20 protein-coding genes are annotated in these 20,856 nt (G+C 40.2%); 6 read left to right on the top strand and 14 right to left on the bottom strand.

Translation table 11 applies throughout. The annotated features are described in order from the left end of the window. Positions 1 to 301: 301 nt before the first annotated feature. A complete protein-coding gene (locus FTU29_RS10900; protein ID WP_078192895.1) occupies positions 302 to 910 on the top strand; it encodes a DsbA family protein in 609 nt (202 codons plus the stop codon). An 85-nt stretch (positions 911 to 995) separates the two neighbouring features. Here the strand turns inward: FTU29_RS10900 and FTU29_RS10895 are convergent, their stop codons facing one another. From FTU29_RS10895 to FTU29_RS10885, 3 genes are read right to left on the bottom strand one after another with little or no spacing between them, the layout of a single operon-like run. Next, positions 996 to 1,916, bottom strand: coding sequence for a hypothetical protein (locus tag FTU29_RS10895; RefSeq protein ID WP_180121832.1), 921 nt, complete (start codon positions 1,914 to 1,916; stop codon positions 996 to 998). Between the two features lie 41 nt (positions 1,917 to 1,957). Further along, a complete protein-coding gene (locus tag FTU29_RS10890) occupies positions 1,958 to 3,088 on the bottom strand; it encodes a toxic anion resistance protein (protein WP_180121800.1) in 1,131 nt (376 codons plus the stop codon). Positions 3,089 to 3,104: 16 nt separating this feature from the next. Next, positions 3,105 to 3,896, bottom strand: a complete 792-nt coding sequence (locus FTU29_RS10885; protein ID WP_078192897.1) for a tellurium resistance protein — start codon at positions 3,894 to 3,896, stop codon at positions 3,105 to 3,107. Between the two features lie 327 nt (positions 3,897 to 4,223). Between FTU29_RS10885 and FTU29_RS10880 the strand changes: the two genes are divergently transcribed. Beyond that, positions 4,224 to 4,712: a TIGR00645 family protein gene (locus tag FTU29_RS10880; RefSeq protein WP_078189122.1), complete on the top strand. Its 489-nt coding sequence runs from the start codon at positions 4,224 to 4,226 to the stop codon at positions 4,710 to 4,712. 60 nt (positions 4,713 to 4,772) lie between these two features. Here the strand turns inward: FTU29_RS10880 and FTU29_RS10875 are convergent, their stop codons facing one another. From FTU29_RS10875 to FTU29_RS10855, 5 genes are all read right to left on the bottom strand, one after another. Beyond that, on the bottom strand, positions 4,773 to 5,477 hold the full coding sequence (locus FTU29_RS10875) for a Crp/Fnr family transcriptional regulator (protein ID WP_180121798.1): 705 nt from the start codon (positions 5,475 to 5,477) through the stop codon (positions 4,773 to 4,775). Between the two features lie 117 nt (positions 5,478 to 5,594). Next, positions 5,595 to 6,557 (bottom strand): TauD/TfdA family dioxygenase, encoded by a 963-nt coding sequence (locus FTU29_RS10870; protein ID WP_180121796.1) that lies wholly within the window; start codon positions 6,555 to 6,557, stop codon positions 5,595 to 5,597. Between the two features lie 247 nt (positions 6,558 to 6,804). After that, positions 6,805 to 7,209 carry a nucleoside diphosphate kinase regulator gene (rnk, locus tag FTU29_RS10865; RefSeq protein WP_078192900.1) on the bottom strand — a complete coding sequence of 135 codons (405 nt, stop codon included), beginning with the start codon at positions 7,207 to 7,209 and terminating at the stop codon, positions 6,805 to 6,807. 160 nt (positions 7,210 to 7,369) lie between these two features. Continuing rightward, positions 7,370 to 8,623: a serine hydroxymethyltransferase gene (gene glyA, locus FTU29_RS10860; RefSeq protein WP_111885761.1), complete on the bottom strand. Its 1,254-nt coding sequence runs from the start codon at positions 8,621 to 8,623 to the stop codon at positions 7,370 to 7,372. A gap of 156 nt (positions 8,624 to 8,779) precedes the next feature. Next, entirely contained in the window at positions 8,780 to 10,003 is a 1,224-nt protein-coding gene (locus FTU29_RS10855) for an alpha/beta fold hydrolase (RefSeq protein WP_180121794.1), read from the bottom strand. A gap of 625 nt (positions 10,004 to 10,628) precedes the next feature. On the opposite strand from FTU29_RS10855, the gene FTU29_RS10850 reads away from it, so the two are divergent. The 4 genes from FTU29_RS10850 (at position 10,629) to FTU29_RS10835 (ending at position 13,169) form a co-directional block, all read left to right on the top strand. Next, entirely contained in the window at positions 10,629 to 11,327 is a 699-nt protein-coding gene (locus FTU29_RS10850; RefSeq protein WP_180004204.1) for a 3'-5' exonuclease, read from the top strand. Positions 11,328 to 11,415: 88 nt separating this feature from the next. Continuing rightward, positions 11,416 to 12,135 (top strand): hypothetical protein, encoded by a 720-nt coding sequence (locus FTU29_RS10845; RefSeq protein WP_180121792.1) that lies wholly within the window; start codon positions 11,416 to 11,418, stop codon positions 12,133 to 12,135. A 217-nt stretch (positions 12,136 to 12,352) separates the two neighbouring features. After that, positions 12,353 to 12,709, top strand: coding sequence for a hypothetical protein (locus FTU29_RS10840; protein ID WP_180008268.1), 357 nt, complete (start codon positions 12,353 to 12,355; stop codon positions 12,707 to 12,709). A gap of 166 nt (positions 12,710 to 12,875) precedes the next feature. Beyond that, entirely contained in the window at positions 12,876 to 13,169 is a 294-nt protein-coding gene (locus FTU29_RS10835; RefSeq protein ID WP_180109804.1) for a hypothetical protein, read from the top strand. Positions 13,170 to 13,227: 58 nt separating this feature from the next. Here the strand turns inward: FTU29_RS10835 and FTU29_RS10830 are convergent, their stop codons facing one another. The 6 genes from FTU29_RS10830 to hutH form a co-directional block, all read right to left on the bottom strand. After that, a complete protein-coding gene (locus FTU29_RS10830; protein ID WP_111885766.1) occupies positions 13,228 to 13,440 on the bottom strand; it encodes a hypothetical protein in 213 nt (70 codons plus the stop codon). 540 nt (positions 13,441 to 13,980) lie between these two features. Next, entirely contained in the window at positions 13,981 to 15,255 is a 1,275-nt protein-coding gene (locus FTU29_RS10825; protein WP_180121790.1) for a Glu/Leu/Phe/Val dehydrogenase, read from the bottom strand. 21 nt (positions 15,256 to 15,276) lie between these two features. Then, positions 15,277 to 16,203 (bottom strand): formimidoylglutamase, encoded by a 927-nt coding sequence (hutG, locus tag FTU29_RS10820; protein WP_180121788.1) that lies wholly within the window; start codon positions 16,201 to 16,203, stop codon positions 15,277 to 15,279. Positions 16,204 to 16,516: 313 nt separating this feature from the next. Continuing rightward, positions 16,517 to 17,719 (bottom strand): imidazolonepropionase, encoded by a 1,203-nt coding sequence (hutI, locus tag FTU29_RS10815; protein ID WP_180121786.1) that lies wholly within the window; start codon positions 17,717 to 17,719, stop codon positions 16,517 to 16,519. A gap of 68 nt (positions 17,720 to 17,787) precedes the next feature. Then, complete coding sequence (locus FTU29_RS10810; protein WP_180121785.1) at positions 17,788 to 19,209, bottom strand: amino acid permease; 1,422 nt, start codon at positions 19,207 to 19,209, stop codon at positions 17,788 to 17,790. 74 nt (positions 19,210 to 19,283) lie between these two features. Then, positions 19,284 to 20,816 (bottom strand): histidine ammonia-lyase, encoded by a 1,533-nt coding sequence (hutH, locus tag FTU29_RS10805; RefSeq protein WP_180094791.1) that lies wholly within the window; start codon positions 20,814 to 20,816, stop codon positions 19,284 to 19,286. Positions 20,817 to 20,856 lie beyond the last annotated feature (40 nt).

Here is a 20,856-nt window from a genome sequence, read left to right as displayed (position 1 = left end):
AAATATATGGACGTATATTAACATTAAAATGATTTATTTCGTACACACATATCGTGATAAATCCCTCATTTTTTTCTTTTTTATTGAAATTACACCAACCCTATACAAGAGCCAACGCACGCCCTGATCAATTACAAAATCTTTACAAAGCTTTAAGTTTCAATTCAGCAAGTCGGCATTAAATCAAATGAAATATCAGGTGATTTGACTGCTTTTGAGATCCATCAATAAAGCCGCAATCTATTCCTTGCATCAATCAGCCATCGATCTACATGTATAAAAATCAACAGTGAGCAGAATAATGAAAATTGAATTTGTCTTTGATATTGTTTATCCCATGAGTTATGTGGCGTTTCAAAAGTTGAAGCAAAACTGGAATGAACATACCGCAACGCGTGTAGAGCTATTGCCGATTCAGCGTGTTCCTGAAATTCCTGAACAAGGCTTAGATGTGCTGCAGTATTTAACCGATAAGTATGGCGCGAGTGCCGCAAATCGAAAACTCGAAATGACAAAGTTTGCCGCTTATAGCGAAGATGTGATTGTCAATATTGAACACATGAAACGTATGCCAAACAGTCAACTGGCACATCAAGCTATATTGGCCTTGGACAATATTCTGGACCAATATGCCCTGACTCAAGCCCTATTCCATGCATTATTTGCACACGGTCAAAATATTGCTGATATTCACGTTTTAAAAAGCATCATTGAAGGCATTGGTTTAGATGGCTCAAAAGTACTGCGCTCAATTCAACATAAAGATATTGCAGACCGTCAGCATGAAATTACACAGTATGTAAAATCAAAGGGACAGCACCCCATTCCTTTTTACCTCGTGGATGGCGAAGTGAATGATCAGACTTTTTCTACACAGGAACTTCGACAACTGTTTCATCGCGCAAGTTAATCTACCCAAGATCAAAAATCCCCATACAATGTGATGGGGATTTTTATTCTGAGCAATGCAATGATGTAAAAAGAAAATAGGCCTATTAATGAAGTCCCTGCTCAATTCGATTAATCCGTGATTTGAACTGCTGAGAAAGCAGATACAAAATTAAGCTCAAAACCAGCGTGAGTACCATCACTGTGATCAACACCCAACGTACAACAACTTCTACTACATTGGCTTGCTGAACTTGTTTTTCCACGCTTTGCGCCATCGGTGTCATGGTTTTATCAAATAGCTGATTTTGCATCGCCCAGAGCTGTTCAGGCTGAAAACCGTATTCACGGAATTTTGCTGGATTTTGTTGCTCGGTATTGATTAAGGATTGCACCAAAGGAATTGCTGTCGCACGATCTACAGGCTTATGCATCAAAGCAGCTTGTGCAAGTAAATAGTCTTGCACAGGTTTTGCCAATTGTGCATCTTCCATCTCGAAAGCCAGCTGGCTTTCCTGAATATTTTTTTCATAATGTACCAATTTTTGATCTGCTGCACGATCATCATGATTAAGGTCATATTGCACATAGGTTAAGCCTGACCAAAGCACGATAAACGATAAAATCCAGCCAACAAATTTCAATACAAAAGATTGGAATCGAATTCTAAAAAATTGAAATTTTTTTAGAAAACCAACCAAGAAAAATGCGCCAATAAATGAAACGATGAGTTTTAGAAATAACCAGCCAATAAAGGATAAAAAGTTTAAAAAATAGTCGGAAGACTCACCGAGTTGATATGTCAAATCACCTGCACTAACGGGAATATGCAGTTGCTGTACGCTAGAACTTAGGCCAAAAAAGCTATAAACCATATCATGCTGAATAAACAACATCACAACTGAAACGATCAGCACAGAAACACTGGTTAAGGTCAATAACGTCAAATTGCGTTGACGCTTCTTAATGGTTTGAAGCCCTGTTTCCAGTTGCTGCGGATTTAGCGCATATTCATCAATGGGAGGCAAAGACATACTCCTTCAGATTATATTTTCACCTCCCTCACAGCTTATGAAGAAGGGTTTGAACCACTCGATTCAATTACTAAATGATTCAAATTGTTTTGTAAGGCACGAATACGTGTCGTTGCTTCTTCACGCTTTTGCACACCTTCTTTCTGAATTTGAATCACATCATTAACGGTTTTAATGAGGGTATTTTGCACATGTTCAAGTGTTTCGATATCAATCACTGAACGCTGATTGGCTTTCGCTGTATCGACAGAGTTTTGATGCAACAAATCTGCATTGCGTTTTAATAGGTCATTGGTCGCATCATCAATGCTATTTGCCAATTGCACGCTGTTCTTTTGTTCTTGCAATGAAATCGCTAAGCTAATTTGGTTTTTCCAAGCCGGTAAGGTGATATTTTTAATAGCATAAAATTTATCGACCAACATCAAATTGTTGGATTGAATAATGCGAATCATCGGCAAGGTCTGCATTGCAGACTGTTGCAAGATCTGTAAATCACTCACACGTTTTTCAAGATTATTTGCCAAATGATTGAGGTCATAGATTTTTTGCGTAGTGGTTTGATCTTGAACTTGAGTGGTTAATCTTGTAATTTCCTGTTGAATTTCTTGCTCTTTCAACTTACCTGCGGCGATATACACCCCTAATTGTTTATATTCGTCTTGTACGCCTTCAAACATTTTATCTAAGGTATTTACACGCGCTTTTAAGCCATTTTGCGAAGTTTCAATTTCTTTGACCAACGCATCAATTTGCTCTTTGGTGGTATTAAAGTGCTGATCAAAACTTTGCTTGGCACCTTTAAATTTACTCAGTAAACCACCAAAAAATCCTGAGCTTTTAGATTTATTTAAAATGCTCGTGGTGTTTAGTTGCTGTGCGACTTGGACCACCTGATTGAGCTTTTGACCTGTCGCATCTAGATCTTTATTTTGCACCAAATTTAATAATTCATCGGTATAGGTCGACGTCTTGGTGGCAATGTTTTTACCAAATTCAGCAACACTATTATGACTTAAATCTGCCAATTCCTTACGTGCAGCTTCGACTTCGTGAAAATCGGAAGTTTGTAAGCCAATTTCCTGCAAATTGAGTTGCTGAAATTTTTCTTCAGTCAATTCTTTGCTTACTTCAACGGGTAAATTTTTGGCATCTAAATCGGTCATAACTCACCTTATATTTCTAAGACTTAGAGGAATTCTCTAATGATTTTTTTAAAGTTTTAATCAAATTTTCACGGCTATTATCAAGCTTTTCCAATGAACTTGTCGAGTTACTTTGACGACTTTGTTTCACATGATATTGCCATGCTGGAATCAACACCTGCTGAGCTTCCTTATATCGATCTAATAATTCAAAAGAAAGCTGCTGAGAAAGCTGCATTTGCGTAATTGCAATATCATTACTGGCTTGTAAGGTTTGCAACGTATTCACCTTTTTCGATAAACGTTCTGCAAAGTTGTCAAGCGGATGCTGATTTTTCACAAACTGTGGGTATTCCACCAAGAACTCTTCAGCCGCGACGATATAGCGCGCCATTTGCTCACGTAAGCCTTGCAATTGATTAAAACGTGCTTGGGACTTTTGAATTTCTAACTGTAACTTTTGGCTCAGATGATTTGCCCGATCAAGTAATTGATCTAGATTTTTGTAATATTCAACTTGTCCTGAACCATATTCCAAATCGATGCCTAACCATTTTTGCAGGGCATTAAATTTGCGTGTTTTTAAATATTTTTTTGAATTGGCTAGAGCTTGAATCAACTGTTCAATAGTTTGACTAAGTTGTTTCGTCAATTGAGGGTCAACACCATCTAGCAGCACCGACTGTGCTTGAATTAATTGATCTGCATAATGATTTAGACGATATTGATCGGTCAGTAATGGCACAAGGTCATTCCGCTTAATCGAAAGCACTTCCGCCCGATCTACCGTAATATCCTTTAACGGCACCAATACATCAATTTGTGACATAGCCAATTAAACTCAATAAAATCATTTTTATACTACAAGTTTTGCCATAAAAGTCTTGTAGTATTTTGCAAAAAATACATCTATTTCATCAGTCAAATTTCGCCATCAAATTCAACCGTTGCCTATAGATCCGCCAAAGCAGCCATACAGCATCATTTGAATGGATATGATGACCTAAACAGATGAATTCAAGCTTAAGATACCCAAAGATTCAATCTAGATTTAAATTAAACAACTGACTCTACATGAATTATTATCAAAATTATCGTAAAATTTAATCCATATACTTTAGAACCAAATATTAGATCAATAAATTTAGAGGCTTAAATGGAACGTTTTTTCCATAACACAATGTATGCAGCACGTTGGATTCTGGCTCCCGTGTACTTTGGATTATCCTTTGCACTGCTACTGCTCGCGATTAAATTTTTCCAAGAAGTCATTCATGTCCTTCCGCATATTTTAGAATATTCAGAAGCTGACCTGATTTTAGTCATCCTCTCTTTGGTCGATATGACTATGGTGGGCGGACTGATTGTGATGGTGATGTTTTCAGGCTATGAAAACTTTGTTTCCCAACTGAAAATAAATGAATCGACCAATCGCTTGAACTGGCTCGGCACCATGGATGCCAATTCATTAAAACTCAAAGTTGCAGCATCAATCGTGGCAATTTCTTCGATTCATTTATTGCGTATTTTTATGGATGCGAAAAACATCCCCAATGACAAAATCATGTGGTACATCATCATGCATTTAACCTTTGTTTTTTCTGCTTTTATGATGGGATATTTGGATAAAATCAGTAAGCACTAATTTAGGTAAGGTTAATGAAGCCATTTGCGATAATGGCTTCTCGTCAAATTTTAAATCTAGTTATTCATCAAGTTCACTCATTCGCCTTAAACGCTCAAGATCCAAGATCACGATTTGTCCATAATTCCACGCGATCACCTGTGTTTGGACAAATTGCTGTAAGTGTTTATTCAAGGTTTGGCGTGAAATATTAAAAGACTCTGCAAATTCCTGCTGACTGAGTTTCAGGGGAATTTCCTGCCGACATCCATATTGCTCATAGAGTCGAATCAAATGTCTAGCAATACGCTGCTCTAGCGTTGCCGTTCGCAAATAACGATTATGCTCAAACATCAAATACATGCGTCGACTGAGAGATTGCACGACATTCCAAAGCGCCTTCGGATCACGCTGTAAAACTGCTAAAAACCTTGTTCCAGAAATGATTGCCACCTCGACGTGTGTCGCAGCAAAATAATCATAATTCAAAGGCTTTTGTTGTAAGAGTGCGACAAAATTAAATACCGACTGGCGACGGATATAGTCATTTACAATCAATTCACCATTATTTTGCAACCAACCAATTTGTAGCGTACCTGAAAGCAAAATATAAATATCTTGCACGATTTGTTGTTGTTTTAAGATGTGCTGCTGCGAATGAAATCGTGAATATTTCACCTGTTGCACAAGCTGTTCTAAAGTCTGATCGCTAAAGCCCTGAAAGATGTCTTCATTACGCAAAATTTGCAACAAATGCTGTTGGGCTGTGTTCTTTTGATCGCTCACGTCTATAAAAAAATGCCTAAGATCTCATTGATCTTAGGCAAGTGCTGAAAAATGTAAAACCATTGTTTTTCGCATTATTTATCTGTTTTTATGCTGTTTTAAATGACGCTCTAATACTTAAGATGCTTTCTCATAAATACGGCCTGCTTCAGCACGGAAGTTTGAAATGTCGGTGTTTTGAATATTTTTCAGTACAGTACTCGGCTGACCATTTACATCGACAGGCACATCGCCCTCGATAGTGACACGTGAGGCGATACGTAGCTCATCACCATAGTCATTGATGGCACGGTGCTGCGTCGCACGATTATCCCAAATTGCAACATCACCAACCGCCCAGCGCCAACGCACAATATTTTCCCATTGCACGATTTGCTCTTGAAAGAGTTCAAATAATCGTCGTGACTGTGCCGGACTGTATCCACTGAAGCGTTTAAAGAAGTGACCCAACACCAAACTTTTTTCACCTGTTTCAGGATGTACACGCACCAAAGGATGCTCAGTTTCCACTTCTACTGCAGTACGGAATAAATGGCGACCTTCTTCATTGTACTGACCTTTCGGCGCCGCATAGTCATAACTGTTGCTATGCACCGCGCGTAATTGTTCCGCCAACTTTTGCAGCTCAGGACTTAAATCTTCATAAGCGGTCACGGTATTGGCCCAAACCGTATCGCCACCATGTTCAGGTGCAACTACATTTCTTAAAATTGTGGCTTTAGGATAATTGGGCAAAAACGTAATATCGGTATGCCACGAGTCTGCACGCCCACCACGTGAGTCAATTGACAAAGTATGTGCTGTACCATCTTTGAGTGGCACACTTGGGTGATTCAACGGATTACCTAAAAGTCGTGCAAAGGCTTCTTGTTCTAAATCTGTGAGATCTTGCTGTCCACGCACAAATACAACTTTATATTTTAATAGTGCATGATTAAATTCATCGACCACGCTTTTGTCTAAATTTCCAGACAACTGAATGCCAGAAATTTCCGCACCAATACGACCGGTTACAGGTTTTACTTCAATATGCTGATATTGATAGTCTGGATTGTAATGATTCGATTCTAATTGTGTCATAGGGCTCTACCTTATTCTTCAAATTATTAAGCAACGATGGTGTTGTTGAAATAAAGTGTGCCGACTTCGTGCCCATGACTCTGTCAATTATTTGACAGTTTTCCCAAGTTAAACTGCTATGGTTGTAATGAAATCTGCTTAACAACATTTGCACATTTCATATCTAAAAATGCAATAAAGAAAAAATAAAAAAGCCATCGGTATCGATGGCTTTGTGTGCGGATTTTATCTGTATATCACAGCGGAATTATAGATAATTCCCTTCACGCTCAGGTTGATAGAGCACTTTAATGATTTTGACTTTCATGGTATGACCATCAGGCTGCGGCCATTCTATTTCCTGCCCTTCAGCCAAACCTAAAATGGCAGCGCCCACTGGAGCCAAAACATTGACTTGACCTTTATCGCCACGAAAATCATGTGGATAGACCAGTGTAATTTCGGTTGCTTCTGTCGCAGGTGCAATGTTAATGAGAACTTTGGCATTCATACTCACCACATTGGCAGGGACATCTTGTGGAGCAACCACTTCAGCGCGCGCCATCTCATCTTCCAAATGCTCCATCGTCGGCGTCAGCTTAGACTGATGCTCCAACATGGTTTCTAAACGATGTAAATCTTGTTCTGAAAGAATAATATTGGGTTTTTTCATATAAAGTTCCTTTGCGACCTTGCCAACAGATCTATAGCGATGGGCAAATTTTTTGTTATCTCTTATTCCGTTATAACAGAAATATAAATGTTTAGATAACTTTTGAATTTTTCTGATGACATAAAAAAAGCCCCCTTGAGGGGGCTTTCTCAAGTCAGACTTATTTTGCGTAAACTGGAAATTTAGCGCAAACAGCAGCAACTTTTTCTTTCACTGCAGCAATCACAGCTTCGTCACCTTTGCTATCTAGAACGTCAGCGATCCAGCCTGCAAGGTCACGTACTTCAGCTTCGCCAAAACCACGTGTTGTTACAGCAGGAGTACCGATACGGATACCCGAAGTCACGAATGGAGAACGTGGGTCGTTTGGTACTGAGTTTTTGTTCACAGTAATGTGAGCAGCACCTAACCAAGCATCGGCATCTTTACCAGTAATGTCTTGTTTAATTAAAGATAATAAGAACAAATGGTTCTTAGTACCGCCAGAAACAACATCATAACCACGTTCGATTAGAACTTCAGCCATTGCTTGCGCATTCTTAACAACTTGTTGTTGGTAAGCTTTATATTCAGGCGCCATTGCTTCTTTGAAGCAGATCGCTTTAGCCGCTACAGCGTGAACTAAAGGACCACCTTGGTTACCTGGGAATACAGCTGATTGTAATTTTTTCTCGATTTCTTCATTTGCTTTCGCAAGGATTAAACCAGAACGTGGACCACGAAGTGTTTTATGTGTAGTCGTTGTAGTTACGTCAGCAATTTGTACTGGGCTTGGGTAAACACCAGCAGCAACAAGACCAGCTACGTGAGCCATATCTACGAATAAGTAAGCGCCAACTTTGTCCGCGATATCACGGAAACGCTGCCAATCAACAACTTGGCTATACGCAGAGAAACCAGCCACGATCATTTTTGGCTTGTGTTCTTCAGCTAAACGTTCAACTTCTTCATAGTCGATTTCGCCAGTTTCTGGGTTCAAACCGTATTGAATTGCGTTGTAAGTTTTACCAGAGAAACTAACTTTAGCACCGTGAGTCAAGTGACCACCGTGAGCCAGGCTCATACCTAAAACTGTATCGCCTGGGTTAAGTAGCGCAAGGTAAACTGCAGAGTTTGCTTGTGAACCAGCGTGTGGTTGAACGTTTGCATAATCAGCACCAAACAATTCTTTAGCACGGTCAATGGCCAATTGTTCGATCACGTCTACATACTCGCAACCGCCGTAGTAGCGTTTACCAGGGTAGCCTTCTGCATATTTGTTAGTAAGTTTTGAACCTTGAGCTTCCATTACTGCAGGTGAACAGTAGTTTTCTGAAGCGATTAACTCAATGTGCGCTTCTTGGCGAGCATCTTCATTCGAGATCGCTTGAGCTAATTCAGGGTCAAATTGAGCAATAGAGGTATTGGCAAACATTAGCGAGGTCCTATTAAATTAGGGCTTTTAAGCCGTGCTAAGATTGGCGCGTATTGTAGCATGAAGTTTTAGAAATGAGAGAGGGAAGTTTGTGCTGTTTTTAAATAAATAATGCCCGTGTTGAATCTGCACGAGCACTATTTAAGTCAAATCAACTTATTGATTTGGCATGAGAGTCTCTACATCTTGCACAAAATTTGCCAGATTATCGGTATAAATACTAATATGATCTGCTGTCGCTTGCTCGCGATAGTCAATCGATGTTCCCGGCTTAGCAAGGCTAATCATAAATTTAGTCGCATCTGCTGGAATGATCTGATCGGCTTTACCTTGATAAATGATGATCGGCGTTTTCACCGCTGTCGTTAAAGGCTGTGAACCTTCACTCATAAAGTTTTGGATTGGCTTTAAAGTTAAGAAATCAGGCTGAGTTCGACCATAGTTATCCAAAGTCGTGTTCTGACTCGCATAACTGAGCATGTCATCTTGAATTAACTTGGTTAACTCGCCTGAACACACTGTTTCAGCCTGAGGTGCAATCGCAGCCAGATGTCCACTAAATACTTTTGAATAATCCACACTGTTTTTATGCCCTTGCATACCCGCAATGATCTGCGCAGTAAAACTGTCTAAAGGTGCATAAATCATACTTTGCACGGTTGCAGGTTTACCTACAGCTAACTTCTCGCCTGCGTCAAGAATGAGCGCAAGATTATTTGCAGGTGCTATGGCAATCGTTCCCTTATAATTTAAGTCAGCACGCGATGCGAATTCAGCTGCACCTAATACGGCTTGACCACCTTGAGAATGTCCGATCGAAAGCCAATCCTTCGACACCGCTTTACCTTGACTGGTTAAGTAACTTCGAGCAGCGACAACGGCATCGGTAATCGAAAAGGCTTCACTTTTTAGATTCAGATAAGGATGGTTTTCACGTCCACTAGGTTCCCCTAATCCTTCATAATCGGGTGCCACAACGACATAACCCTTTGCCAATAACATTTGCAATAAATATTCAGTGCCTTGCAAACCTTGTCGGCTCGGAGCGCATTTATCAGCCACACCGGTCGTTCCATGTGCCCAAGCCACAATTTTCCAACCACCTGCCGGAGCAACTGTTTTTGGGGTAAAGACTAAGGCTGTGGCTTGAACAACTTTGCCATCTACTCCTAGCATTTTATAGGTCATCAATCGGCTGTCTGCACTCACAGCAGGCATATTGTCTTGACTATAGGCTGTTGTAGTTACCACCGGATTTTTGATCTGATTGAGATCAGCGTTTGTTTCAGGATTACTAAATTGTTGGTCATTACTATCATTACCGCAGGCTGCTAAAAATAGCGCACTGCTGACTAAAACCGTTAAACGCAGCATTTTCATTCCATGATCCTTTTGTTTGTTGTTTTTAAGTCAATTTTTCATTGAATATGAATCATTAAATACATGGAACAAACTTTTGTTCAAGCCTAATTTTTAAGCAACTACTCTTATTTTAATTTATCACATTAATATAGAACTAAAACTTTGTTTTAGCTCGATATGGATTAACAGCATTCAAATAAATTAGCCACCCCGATCTCAGAAAAATGGCTGAACTTATATTTCTGATCATTGGATACAGATTGGGCTATTTTTCGGAGGTTAAAGCAAAATGTAAAATCAACAAAAATGCTGTACCCCCTGCCAACTACACAAACATATGCACAAAAGTAAAGCCGAAAAACCACCATGCCATTGATCGTGAACATACTCTAGTGCTTAATCCACTTAGCGACATTTTTGGATATCACGATGGACAAAAGCCTTTAAAATAAGTCGATTTAGAAGATGGTTTAGCTTTATCCCGCTGTAAAGGTTTTATTTCGGCAGATGCGATAAAAGCAGATTATTTAAACACTGCGCAGCCATCTTCATAATATTCCTACAAATAATCACAGCATGGGTTTGTCAGTGTGGATGTGATCATGTACATTCATAAACATTATTCAACATGCTGGAACTGGACATGCAAGCCATCATTCTCGACACAGAAACCCATACACTAAATGGACAACCCATCGAGATTGCCTATGCTCCAATTCAGGTGGCAGATGCCAAAATCACCTTAGATAAATCTAAAATTTTTGATCAACTATATCGTTGTGATGAAGCTATTTCTTTTGCAGCGATGGCTGTTCATCATATTTTAGAATCAGATCTTGAAGGTCAGCCCCACTACAGCAGTTTTGAACTCCCATCAGAGACGACATATATCATTGGGCATAATATCGACTACGATATTCGAGCGCTCGAAAAATGCGGTGTAGATAGTTCAAAAATCAAAGCCATTTGTACCCTTGCGCTAGCTCGTCGAGTATGGCCTGATGCAGAAGCGCATAATATTTCTGCCTTGATATATATGATCACCAAAGGCAGTGAAAAAGCCCGTGAAATGATCCGTAAAGCTCACCGCGCAGATATGGATATTATTTTAACTGCCAATATTTTGATGCATATTGTGCATCACTTAAAAATCAACAGCATCGAAGAATTATACGAAGCTTCGGAAGATGCTCGCATTCCACGCAGTATTAATTTTGGTAAACACCGTGGTACCGCAATTGCAGAATTACCTGCGGACTATGTGCAATGGCTATTACGTCAAGATGACTTAGACCCATATTTACGCAAAGCTTTAGAAAACTCTGCTGTCATTACTCTATAAATCATTGATTGTTTAATATTTTCTTAATATTACTGTCATTATCACTGCATAGGATTGCCTTAATTCTTTTGAGCTATGGAATTAAGGCATGTTCAACTATCAAAAAACTGAGCTGGGTTTTCAAACTTTAAAAGACCGACAACTCGCATTAAATGCAAGACAACGTCGTCTGCTACTCTTAATTGGTAGTGATGACTTTAACCAAATGCCAGTGCATTATCAGCAGCGGATTGCTGAAGAGACATTGCTCGAGCAACTAATGGAACTTGGGCTGATTCAGCCAATTACAGCACATGATCATCTACGCCTTCAAAACTCCGATTTTTCTGCTTTTAATACACCTAAAATAGCGTCAACAAAGACATCCGATCGCATAGCGCAAGAAAATGTCACACTTGATAAAATTTCAATGCCAACGATGGAAGTTCCTCATACTCATTCACAGCACGAAATAACTGACCCCCTGCCAATGGATGCAATTGGCTTTATACCCCATCAATTTAATCAAGCCATACCTGAAAACATAACATCAAACAACCCTGTATTAGCAGAACAAATCATTGATTTCATCGAGCACGATTTTGATGAGTTACAGAATTTTATGTGCAGTTACTTACAGCGTTATTGTGGGCTGATGGCAAAAAAATTAATGCTTAATATTCAACAGGCCACGGACATTGCAGAATTAAAAGCCTGTCAGATGCAATGGATAACCTGTCTAAATGAATCCAATATTCAACCTAAACTCTTACAACATGCATTACAGCAAATTAATTACAGTATAAAAAATCTGCAACAACTGGTTTGACTTAGAGACTTTTCCTCACTTCTCATTCAAAAAACAACTTAATGAGGTGAGTTATTCTTCACACAAATCAATATAAAGAATTGAATTTTATTAACTTTATCGATTCACTTATTTCTTTTATGGTTTTAACTGCTGTTTTATACGACCTTCCCCTAATGTCAATTAACAGTAAAAAATCGCAAGAATAAAACCGACCTCCTAGCGTTTGAGCATGTCAATGTCACAACAGTTTTGTTTAGAATTTGATTCTTTCGATAATCCTATGCAACTCAGCAAAATTGGCAATTGGGTATTTACCTTCTTAACCTCACAAGACGAATTGCCTAATGTTCAATTGGCCATTACCTATGTCATGCCACGAAAAATTAGTGATGAATTACAGCCTAGACGTGTGGTCATTCAAAATACAGCCATTGAAACAATTTGGCGTATAGAACAAGTTGAATGCTTCAACAGCCAAACGAACCAAGAACTCACCTTTACAGCAGCGGAACCTCAAGCTCAATTGGTTTTAAACAGTATCATTGAAGAATTTGCCCGTTATGATGTCCCGCTTGTATTCAAGCCGCTTTAATTTAAAGCGAATTCCAACTTATTTTTCATAAAGATTTAAGCTGTCTCAATGAATTAACCAAAGTCACCTAGATAGACATTAAATGAAAAATAATCCATACAGATTATTGTTGCTCAATTCGTATACACTATTCCTGCTCAATAATTTTTGACCATGGATAATAAAAATGAATTTAGCCAATTATTCTAATGATCAGGCACTCATCCTTTTCAACCTATATAGCAGCCTTGAACAATGTCTAGATGCGATTGGGCATCTGCACCTTGGACCAAAACTAGTGCTGACCGACCATGATGTATCAAAAGATCATATGATCGTGCAACGTTTTCAAGCTGGAGTTTTAACTCAAGAAATTCAAGTGCGTAAACAAGACGTTGAACTGTCTTCTAGCAATCCGATGACGCGCTATCAGTTACTCTCTTATATTTTGAATCAATTTAAAGCAGATAAAACAGCTTAAAGTTCTATCTCTAAAAATAAAAAACTCACCATTAAGGTGAGTTTTTTATTCATTCAATTTAAGCTTCTAAAAGCTTGTAAATACTGTCCGATTTTTGACTTTCAAAAAGTAGTTCGATACTGGGTAGGATGATTTCACCTGCAATAATGATATGTTCAATGCGATGAAACAGCCCTCTTGAATCTTCTTCTGAAGGATTACGCACCAAAGCTTGTGCTTCATAAACCTGACTAAATTGGTCCTTTACCTTTATGTCAATCATCTGTGTCATGGTAACGTCTCTACTTGTTTTAATAATTGCATTTTTTATATCACACCTTTACACATTAACTTGCTTTGTAAATGTTAGATTTCATGGCAATGTAAACTTATTTTACTTTAGTAACTATATATCAATAACATAGGTTGACTATTTAATTATTGTTTGACAAAAGCACTATATTTTCAAATCTAAAATGGCATTAAAAAGCCCGCATCGCTGCGGGCTCTATGTTGGAAGGCTAGTGCTGATTTATTGTCTGCAATATCTTAAGACTAAAATATTACGAAACTCAACGAGCTGTCATTGATCCGTCCAACTTATTGGTAGCGTCGTTTTATGACCTACCGTGATTTAAATATAGCACTTTCAATTCTCTTGCCAAGCCTTGCTAACACTTCAAAACAATTGATCAAATAAAATACAATTGAATATCTCATCTTATAAGAAAATAATATGTTCTCAATTGGACGTCTTAACTAACACTTATGCAACCATTTGTTTTTTAAATTGTTTTTTAAAATATCAATCATTTTAAAAAATGCTAAATGTTTAGCCTGGGAATATTCCTCGCTCTTTACGCGCTTTCAAGATACGTTCACATGCCAAAATATAAGCTGCTGTACGTAAGGTACAGCTATTCTCTATAGCACATGACCATACATCTTCCACCGCTTGAATCATCAATTTATCTAAACGGTCATTAATTTCGGCTTCACTCCAGAAATAGCTCGCCATATCTTGTACCCATTCGAAGTAACTGACTGTCACACCGCCTGCATTACAAATTACATCTGGCACAATCGTAATTTGACGTTCAGTTAAGATATCATCCGCTTCAGGATAGGTCGGTCCGTTTGCTCCTTCCAAAATCATTTTGGCTTTTAAACGCTGTGCGCGTTCTACTGTAATCTGACCTTCTAAAGCTGCAGGAATGATAATGTCCGTCTCAATATCCCAAAATGCTTCATTGTCAATTTTGTCTGCACCGCTAAAGCCTGCAACACCTAGGGTTTCCTGCACATAAGTGTGTAGAGCATTTAAATCTAGTCCACTTGCGTTATAAATCGTTCCGGTATGATCTTGAATACAAACAATTTTCGCATTCGATAAATAAAATAAATTGGCTGCTTCACTACCGACATTACCAAAACCTTGAATGCTCACTTTGGCATTTTCGATATTCAAACCGATTTTTTCTGCTGCCTGACAGCCTGTAATATACACACCGCGACCTGTAGCCTTTACACGGCCTAAAGATCCACCTAAATGTACAGGCTTACCTGTAACCACGCCAGTAACTGTATAACCTTGACCCGATGAATAGGTATCCATCATCCAGCCCATAACATTTGGATTTGTACCTACATCTGGTGCAGGAATATCCTTTTGCGGCCCAATAATATGTGCAATTTCACTGGTATAACGACGAGTTAAACGCTCTAGCTCACGTGCTGAAAGTTTACGCGGATCGACGCGCACCCCCCCCTTTGCACCACCAAAAGGTAAATTTAACACCGCGGTTTTAATGGTCATCCACGCTGAGAGCGCCATCACTTCGTTTAATTCAACTTCTGGATGAAAACGGATACCGCCCTTGCCCGGTCCACGTGAAAGGTTATGCTGTACACGATAGCCTTCAAAGTGCTGAATAGATCCATCATCCATAATAATCGGCACATCGACAATTAAGGCACGTTTGGGGCGTTTTAACGTATCAACATAATCGGCCAGATCTTCACTTAAATAAGGCGCCACGCGGTCTACCTGCGCCAAAAAAGTTTGCCATGCACCGTTGCCGCCATTAGCGTAAGAGAGATTAGACATTATTGTTCCTGTATTTTTAAATTATTGTTGGTTAAATATATAACTGTAAGCAATGAACGCTGCAAGCCTTGCTGTCATTGCATCCTGATCGTATTTTGGATTGCATTCTGCAATGTCCAACAACTTGATTTTTCCACTGCCCTGAATATGCCACATCAGCTGTTCAAACATTTTTAAATCTATGCCTCTGACCGCCGGCGCACTGACACCCGGCGCAATCGATGCGGCAAAAACATCGAGATCGACCGTGACATATAGCCAATCGACCTCTTGTATAAATTGATCAATTTTAGATAAAACATGTCCCAGCTGAGCTGCTTCAAGCTCATGATCAAAAATACACTGACTGCCTAAACGCGCCGCTGTATCAAACAACTTTTTGGTATTGGAATGCTGTGCTGCGCCAATACAAAGATAGTGAAAAGATTTAGCGTGCTGTTCGCTGAGCTGAGCCGATTGTAAAAACGGTGTGCCAGAAGTTGCATGCACGTCTTCACGTAAATCTAGATGCGCATCAAAATTGATAATGCCGATGTTTTTTTCTGGATGCGTATTTTGTGCATATTGGAAAATGCCGCTAAAACTGCCAAATGCGATCTCATGTCCACCGCCAAACACGATTGGTTTTAAGCCTTGCTGTAAAGACATTTCGACTTGTTCGGCCAAAGCAGCTTGGGCATTTTCCAAGTCACCATTAGCACACACCACTGTACCCAAGTCACAAATTGAAACTTGTGAGTGCACAGGCAAATTTGCCAATTGTTTACGGATTAAATCTGGTGCTTCTGCTGCGCCGATACGTCCACGATTGCGGCGCACGCCTTCATCTGAACTGAAGCCTAAAATCGCAAATTCGGCTGAATCGGATTGATTAACGGTGTGGAAAATACGCCGATGTTCTGCGCCTTCTCCATCCTGCCGCCCTTGCCATTGAAAAGAATGATCCATAATGAATACCGTCTTTAAATCTTCAACACTTTAAAATAAAAAACTCAGGATTAAAGCGAAGCTCAAGCCTTGGGTTTAAAAATTGAATGACACTAGAGTTCTTTGAAAAAAATGATCATTAATCAGTATTTAAATTATCAATGAAAATCCCTTCTCCCTTTGGGATGAGGAGTATGCTCCGCAAGAGGATGAGGAACTTTAAGCATAAAACAACCTCTCCCTAACCCTCTCCTGAAAGGTGAAGGAACTAACATCATTATTTTTAAAAGTTCTAAAAATCATTTATGAAAGAAGTCTCCTATTCCATTCAAACCTAGATCTGTACCTGCTGGCCTTTATAGATCATTTTTTGATTAAGATCTCCGCCTAGCCAATAGGTGATTTCTGAAGGATGCTGAATATCCCACGCTACAAAATTGGCGAATTTTCCAGCCTCTAAACTGCCATGCATCTTGTGTAAACCAAGCGCTTGCGCAGCATGAATCGTGACTGCCGCCAAAGTTTGTTCTGGCGTCAAACGGAACAAGGTACTGCCCATATTCATCATTAAACGTAGTGACAAAACAGGAGAAGTTCCTGGATTCAGATCTGTCGAAATCGCAATTTTCACCCCATGTGCGATTAAGCTTTCTATGGGCGGAAATTGTGTTTCTCTAAGCAAATAAAATGCGCCCGGTAACAGCACGGCAACAGTGTCTGAGGCCGCCATAGCTTTCACATCATCTTCAGTCATATATTCCAAATGATCTGCAGATAACGCATGATACGTAGCCGCTAAACTCGAGCCGCCTAAGGCAGACAACTGTTCAGCATGCAATTTAACGGGGAGATTCAATGCTTGTGCGGTTTGAAAAACACGTTCGACTTGTTGGGGGCTAAAAGCCAAATGTTCACAAAAAGCATCCACCGCATCAACTAAGTTTTCAGCATGCAGCTGCGGCAACATTTCACTGCAGATGTAATCAATATATTCATCGCTGGCATTTTTAAATTCTGGCGGTAAAGCATGTGCAGCCAAACAGGTGCTTCGTACCGTCATTGGTAAAGCTTCACCTAACTGACGAATCACTTTCAGCATTTTGCGCTCATTGGCTAAATCCAGCCCATAGCCCGATTTAATTTCAATCGCGGTGACGCCTTCACGCTGCAAGTATTGAATCCGCTTATAAGCAGATCGAAACAGTTCAGCTTCTGTCGCCTCGCGTGTTGCGCACACCGTACTGGCAATGCCGCCGCCATTTTTCGCAATTTCAGCATAGCTCATACCTTGCAAACGCTGCTCAAATTCAACACTGCGGTTGCCACCAAATACGCTATGGGTATGACAATCGATGAGTCCGGGAGTCACCCAAGCACCTTTCAGATCAATGCGTTCTACAAATTCTTCATTTGGAATTTCACTGTGCTTGCCAATCCAGTGGATCAGTTCACCTTCTGTAACGATTGCTGCATTTTCAATACTGCTGTATTGACCATTCTGCATTGTCGCAATATGACAATTCAACCAAAGCTTCATTGTTGTATTTCCTGTTCCGCCGCAGCATTTGCCTTGACGGAAACATGTATAAATTAAGAAGTGTTATATTAAGAGTTGGATTCAAATTGCTGTGCAGTAGAATTCGCCTGATTCAAGTTCATTTTTGGACGTACTTTGACAATGTAGGCAATCCATAGAATCACTAGCCAAGCTGCACCTACATAGATTGCAGGTCGAGAGTCTGGGAAATACGCAATGATGCCTAATACAAACAACATGAAGACCACTGCAAATGCAGGCGCATATGGCCAGCCCACAATAGGGAAATCTAAAGCTTTAATTTCTGCTGTAGATAATTTGCGGCGCATACCCATTTGTGACAACAGAATCATTAGCCACACCCATACCGTCGCAAAAGTCGCAATTGAAGCAATAATCATGAATACATTTTTAGGAATCAGGTAGTTCAATACGACACCGACCAGAAGTACGCCGGCCATCACCACAACTGTCATCCACGGCACACCATTTTTAGACAGCTTGGTAAATACTTTCGGTGCTTGTCCGTCTTGCGCCATGCCGTACAGCATACGTCCCGCACCAAATACATCACTGTTAATGGCCGACACTGCTGCTGAAATCACCACGATATTTAAAATCGTAGCAGCAGACCCAATCCCTAGATTTTCAAAGATTTGTACAAATGGGCTGCCCTGCGTACCAATTTGGTTCCAAGGGAAAATCGCCATGAGCACAAAAATAGTCAGTACATAGAATAATAGAATTCGAACAGGAACAGCATTAATCGCTTTTGGAATAGATTTTTTCGGTTCTGCTGTTTCGCCTGCAGTAATACCAATAATTTCAATACCGCCAAATGCAAACACCACTACAGATAAGCAGGCAATCAAGCCGCCAATGCCATTTGGCATAAATCCGTCATGAATCCATAGGTTTTGTAAGCCCGAAACTGCTGCACCATGATCTGAATGGAAGCCATAAAGCATCAGACCGAAACCTCCAATAATCATGGCTATAATGGCGGTGACCTTGATAATCGATAACCAAAACTCTAACTCACCAAAGACTTTGACATGAATTAAGTTAATTGCACCTAAGAACATAATCAGCGAGAGAATCCAGATCCATCTCGGTACATCGGGATACCAAAAGCCCATGTAGATACCGAACGCCGTGACATCAGCCAAGGCCACGATAATCATTTCAAAAACGTAGGTCCAACCCGTGGTAAAACCTGCAAACGGACTGATGTATTTACTTGCATAATGGCTAAATGATCCTGAAACAGGATTGTGTACAGACATTTCACCTAAAGCGCGCATCACGATATAAATTGCGATACCCGCAACAATATAAGCAATCAGTACTGATGGCCCTGCCATTTGTATGGCACTTGCCGAACCGTAAAATAGTCCTGTGCCAATCGCGGAACCTAAAGCTAAAAATCGGATATGGCGGGTATTGAGTCCCCGCTGTAAGGTAGAACCCTGTGATGCTTCTTGTGACATTTTGATCTCCAATCCATGAGGAAATTTTTATTTGATCGGGCCACTTCATGTGACCCTATTTATCAATCACAAACTTATTTTAGACTTGGTAATAAACCTTCTAGAATCAATGCGTTTAAGCATCCACTTGCAAGCAATTCACTCGCTTGTTCAATATCTGGCGCAAAGAAGCGGTCTTCGCTGTAGTAAGGCACTTGATCACGCAGCACTTTGCGCGCTTGTTCTAATTTTACAGAACTTTTTAAGCCTTTACGGAAATCAAGACCTTGACATGCACCTAACCATTCAATAGCTAAAATACCGCGTACATTATCTGCCATAGACCATAAACGTTTGCCCGCATTCGGCGCCATCGATACATGATCTTCCTGATTGGCAGAAGTTGGCAGACTGTCCACACTCGCAGGATGTGCCAATGCTTTGTTGTCACTTGCTAAGGCAGCTGCAGTCACTTGCGCGATCATAAAGCCTGAGTTCACGCCGCCATTTTCAACCAAAAACGGTGGAAGCTGTGACATGTGCCGGTCCATCATCATCGAAATACGGCGCTCAGACAGTGAACCTACTTCTGCAATAGCCAAGGCTAAATTGTCTGCTGCCATTGCTACAGGTTCAGCATGGAAGTTACCGCCAGAAATCACATCGCCTTCTTTGGCAAAAACGAGTGGATTGTCAGATACCGCATTGGCTTCTATTTCAAGCACCTCTGCCGCTTGGCGGATTTGAGTTAAGCATGCACCCATCACCTGTGGCTGACAGCGCAGCGAATACGGATCTTGTACCTTTTCACAATCTTCATGCGAATGACCAATTTCACTTTCGTCAGTCAATAGATCACGATATGCAGCAGCTACATCAATTTGACCGCGCTGCCCTCGTACTTCATGTACACGTGCATCAAATGGTGAACGTGAACCAAGCATTGCTTCTACACTTAAACCGCCGCATACAGTTGCAGCTGCAAATAAATCTTCTGCTTCAAATAAACCGCGCAGCGCATAGGCTGTAGACACTTGTGTACCATTGAGCAGTGCCAAGCCCTCTTTTGCTGCCAATGCAATCGGCTCTAGACCTGCGATTTTCAAAGCTTCAACAGCTGAAATCCACTCGCCTTTATAACGCGCTTTGCTTTCACCTAGTAAAACCAATGACATATGTGCAAGCGGTGCTAAATCACCTGAAGCTCCTACAGAACCTTTTAAAGGAATATGCGGATAAACTTCAGCATTAATAAGTGCCAAAAGCGCTTCAATGACTTTTAAACGAATACCTGAAAAACCGCGCGCCAAACTGTTGGCTTTGAGCAGCATAATCAAACGCACCATTGAATCATCGAGCGCTTCGCCTACACCTGCGGCATGCGATAAAACCAATGAACGCTGTAATTGCTCTAAATCTTCTTGCGCAATTTTAGTTGAGGCCAATAAACCAAAACCTGTATTAATGCCGTAAGCCGTGCGGCCTTCACGAATAATTTGCTCAACACAATCGACACTGGCTTGAATGGCTGGAATGGCCTGCTGATCTAGCTTAACTTTGATCGGCTTTAAAAATGCTTCACGTAATTCTGCTAAATTAAGTTTGCCTGGTTGAATTAAAAGTTCCATGTTTACAGCCCTGTTTCCTATTTTTTATGCGCTGCTGACT

The organism is Acinetobacter sp. YH12086 (assembly GCF_013419345.1).
GTDB lineage: Bacteria > Pseudomonadota > Gammaproteobacteria > Pseudomonadales > Moraxellaceae > Acinetobacter > Acinetobacter amyesii.
This window is presented reverse-complemented; position numbering and strand designations above follow the sequence as displayed.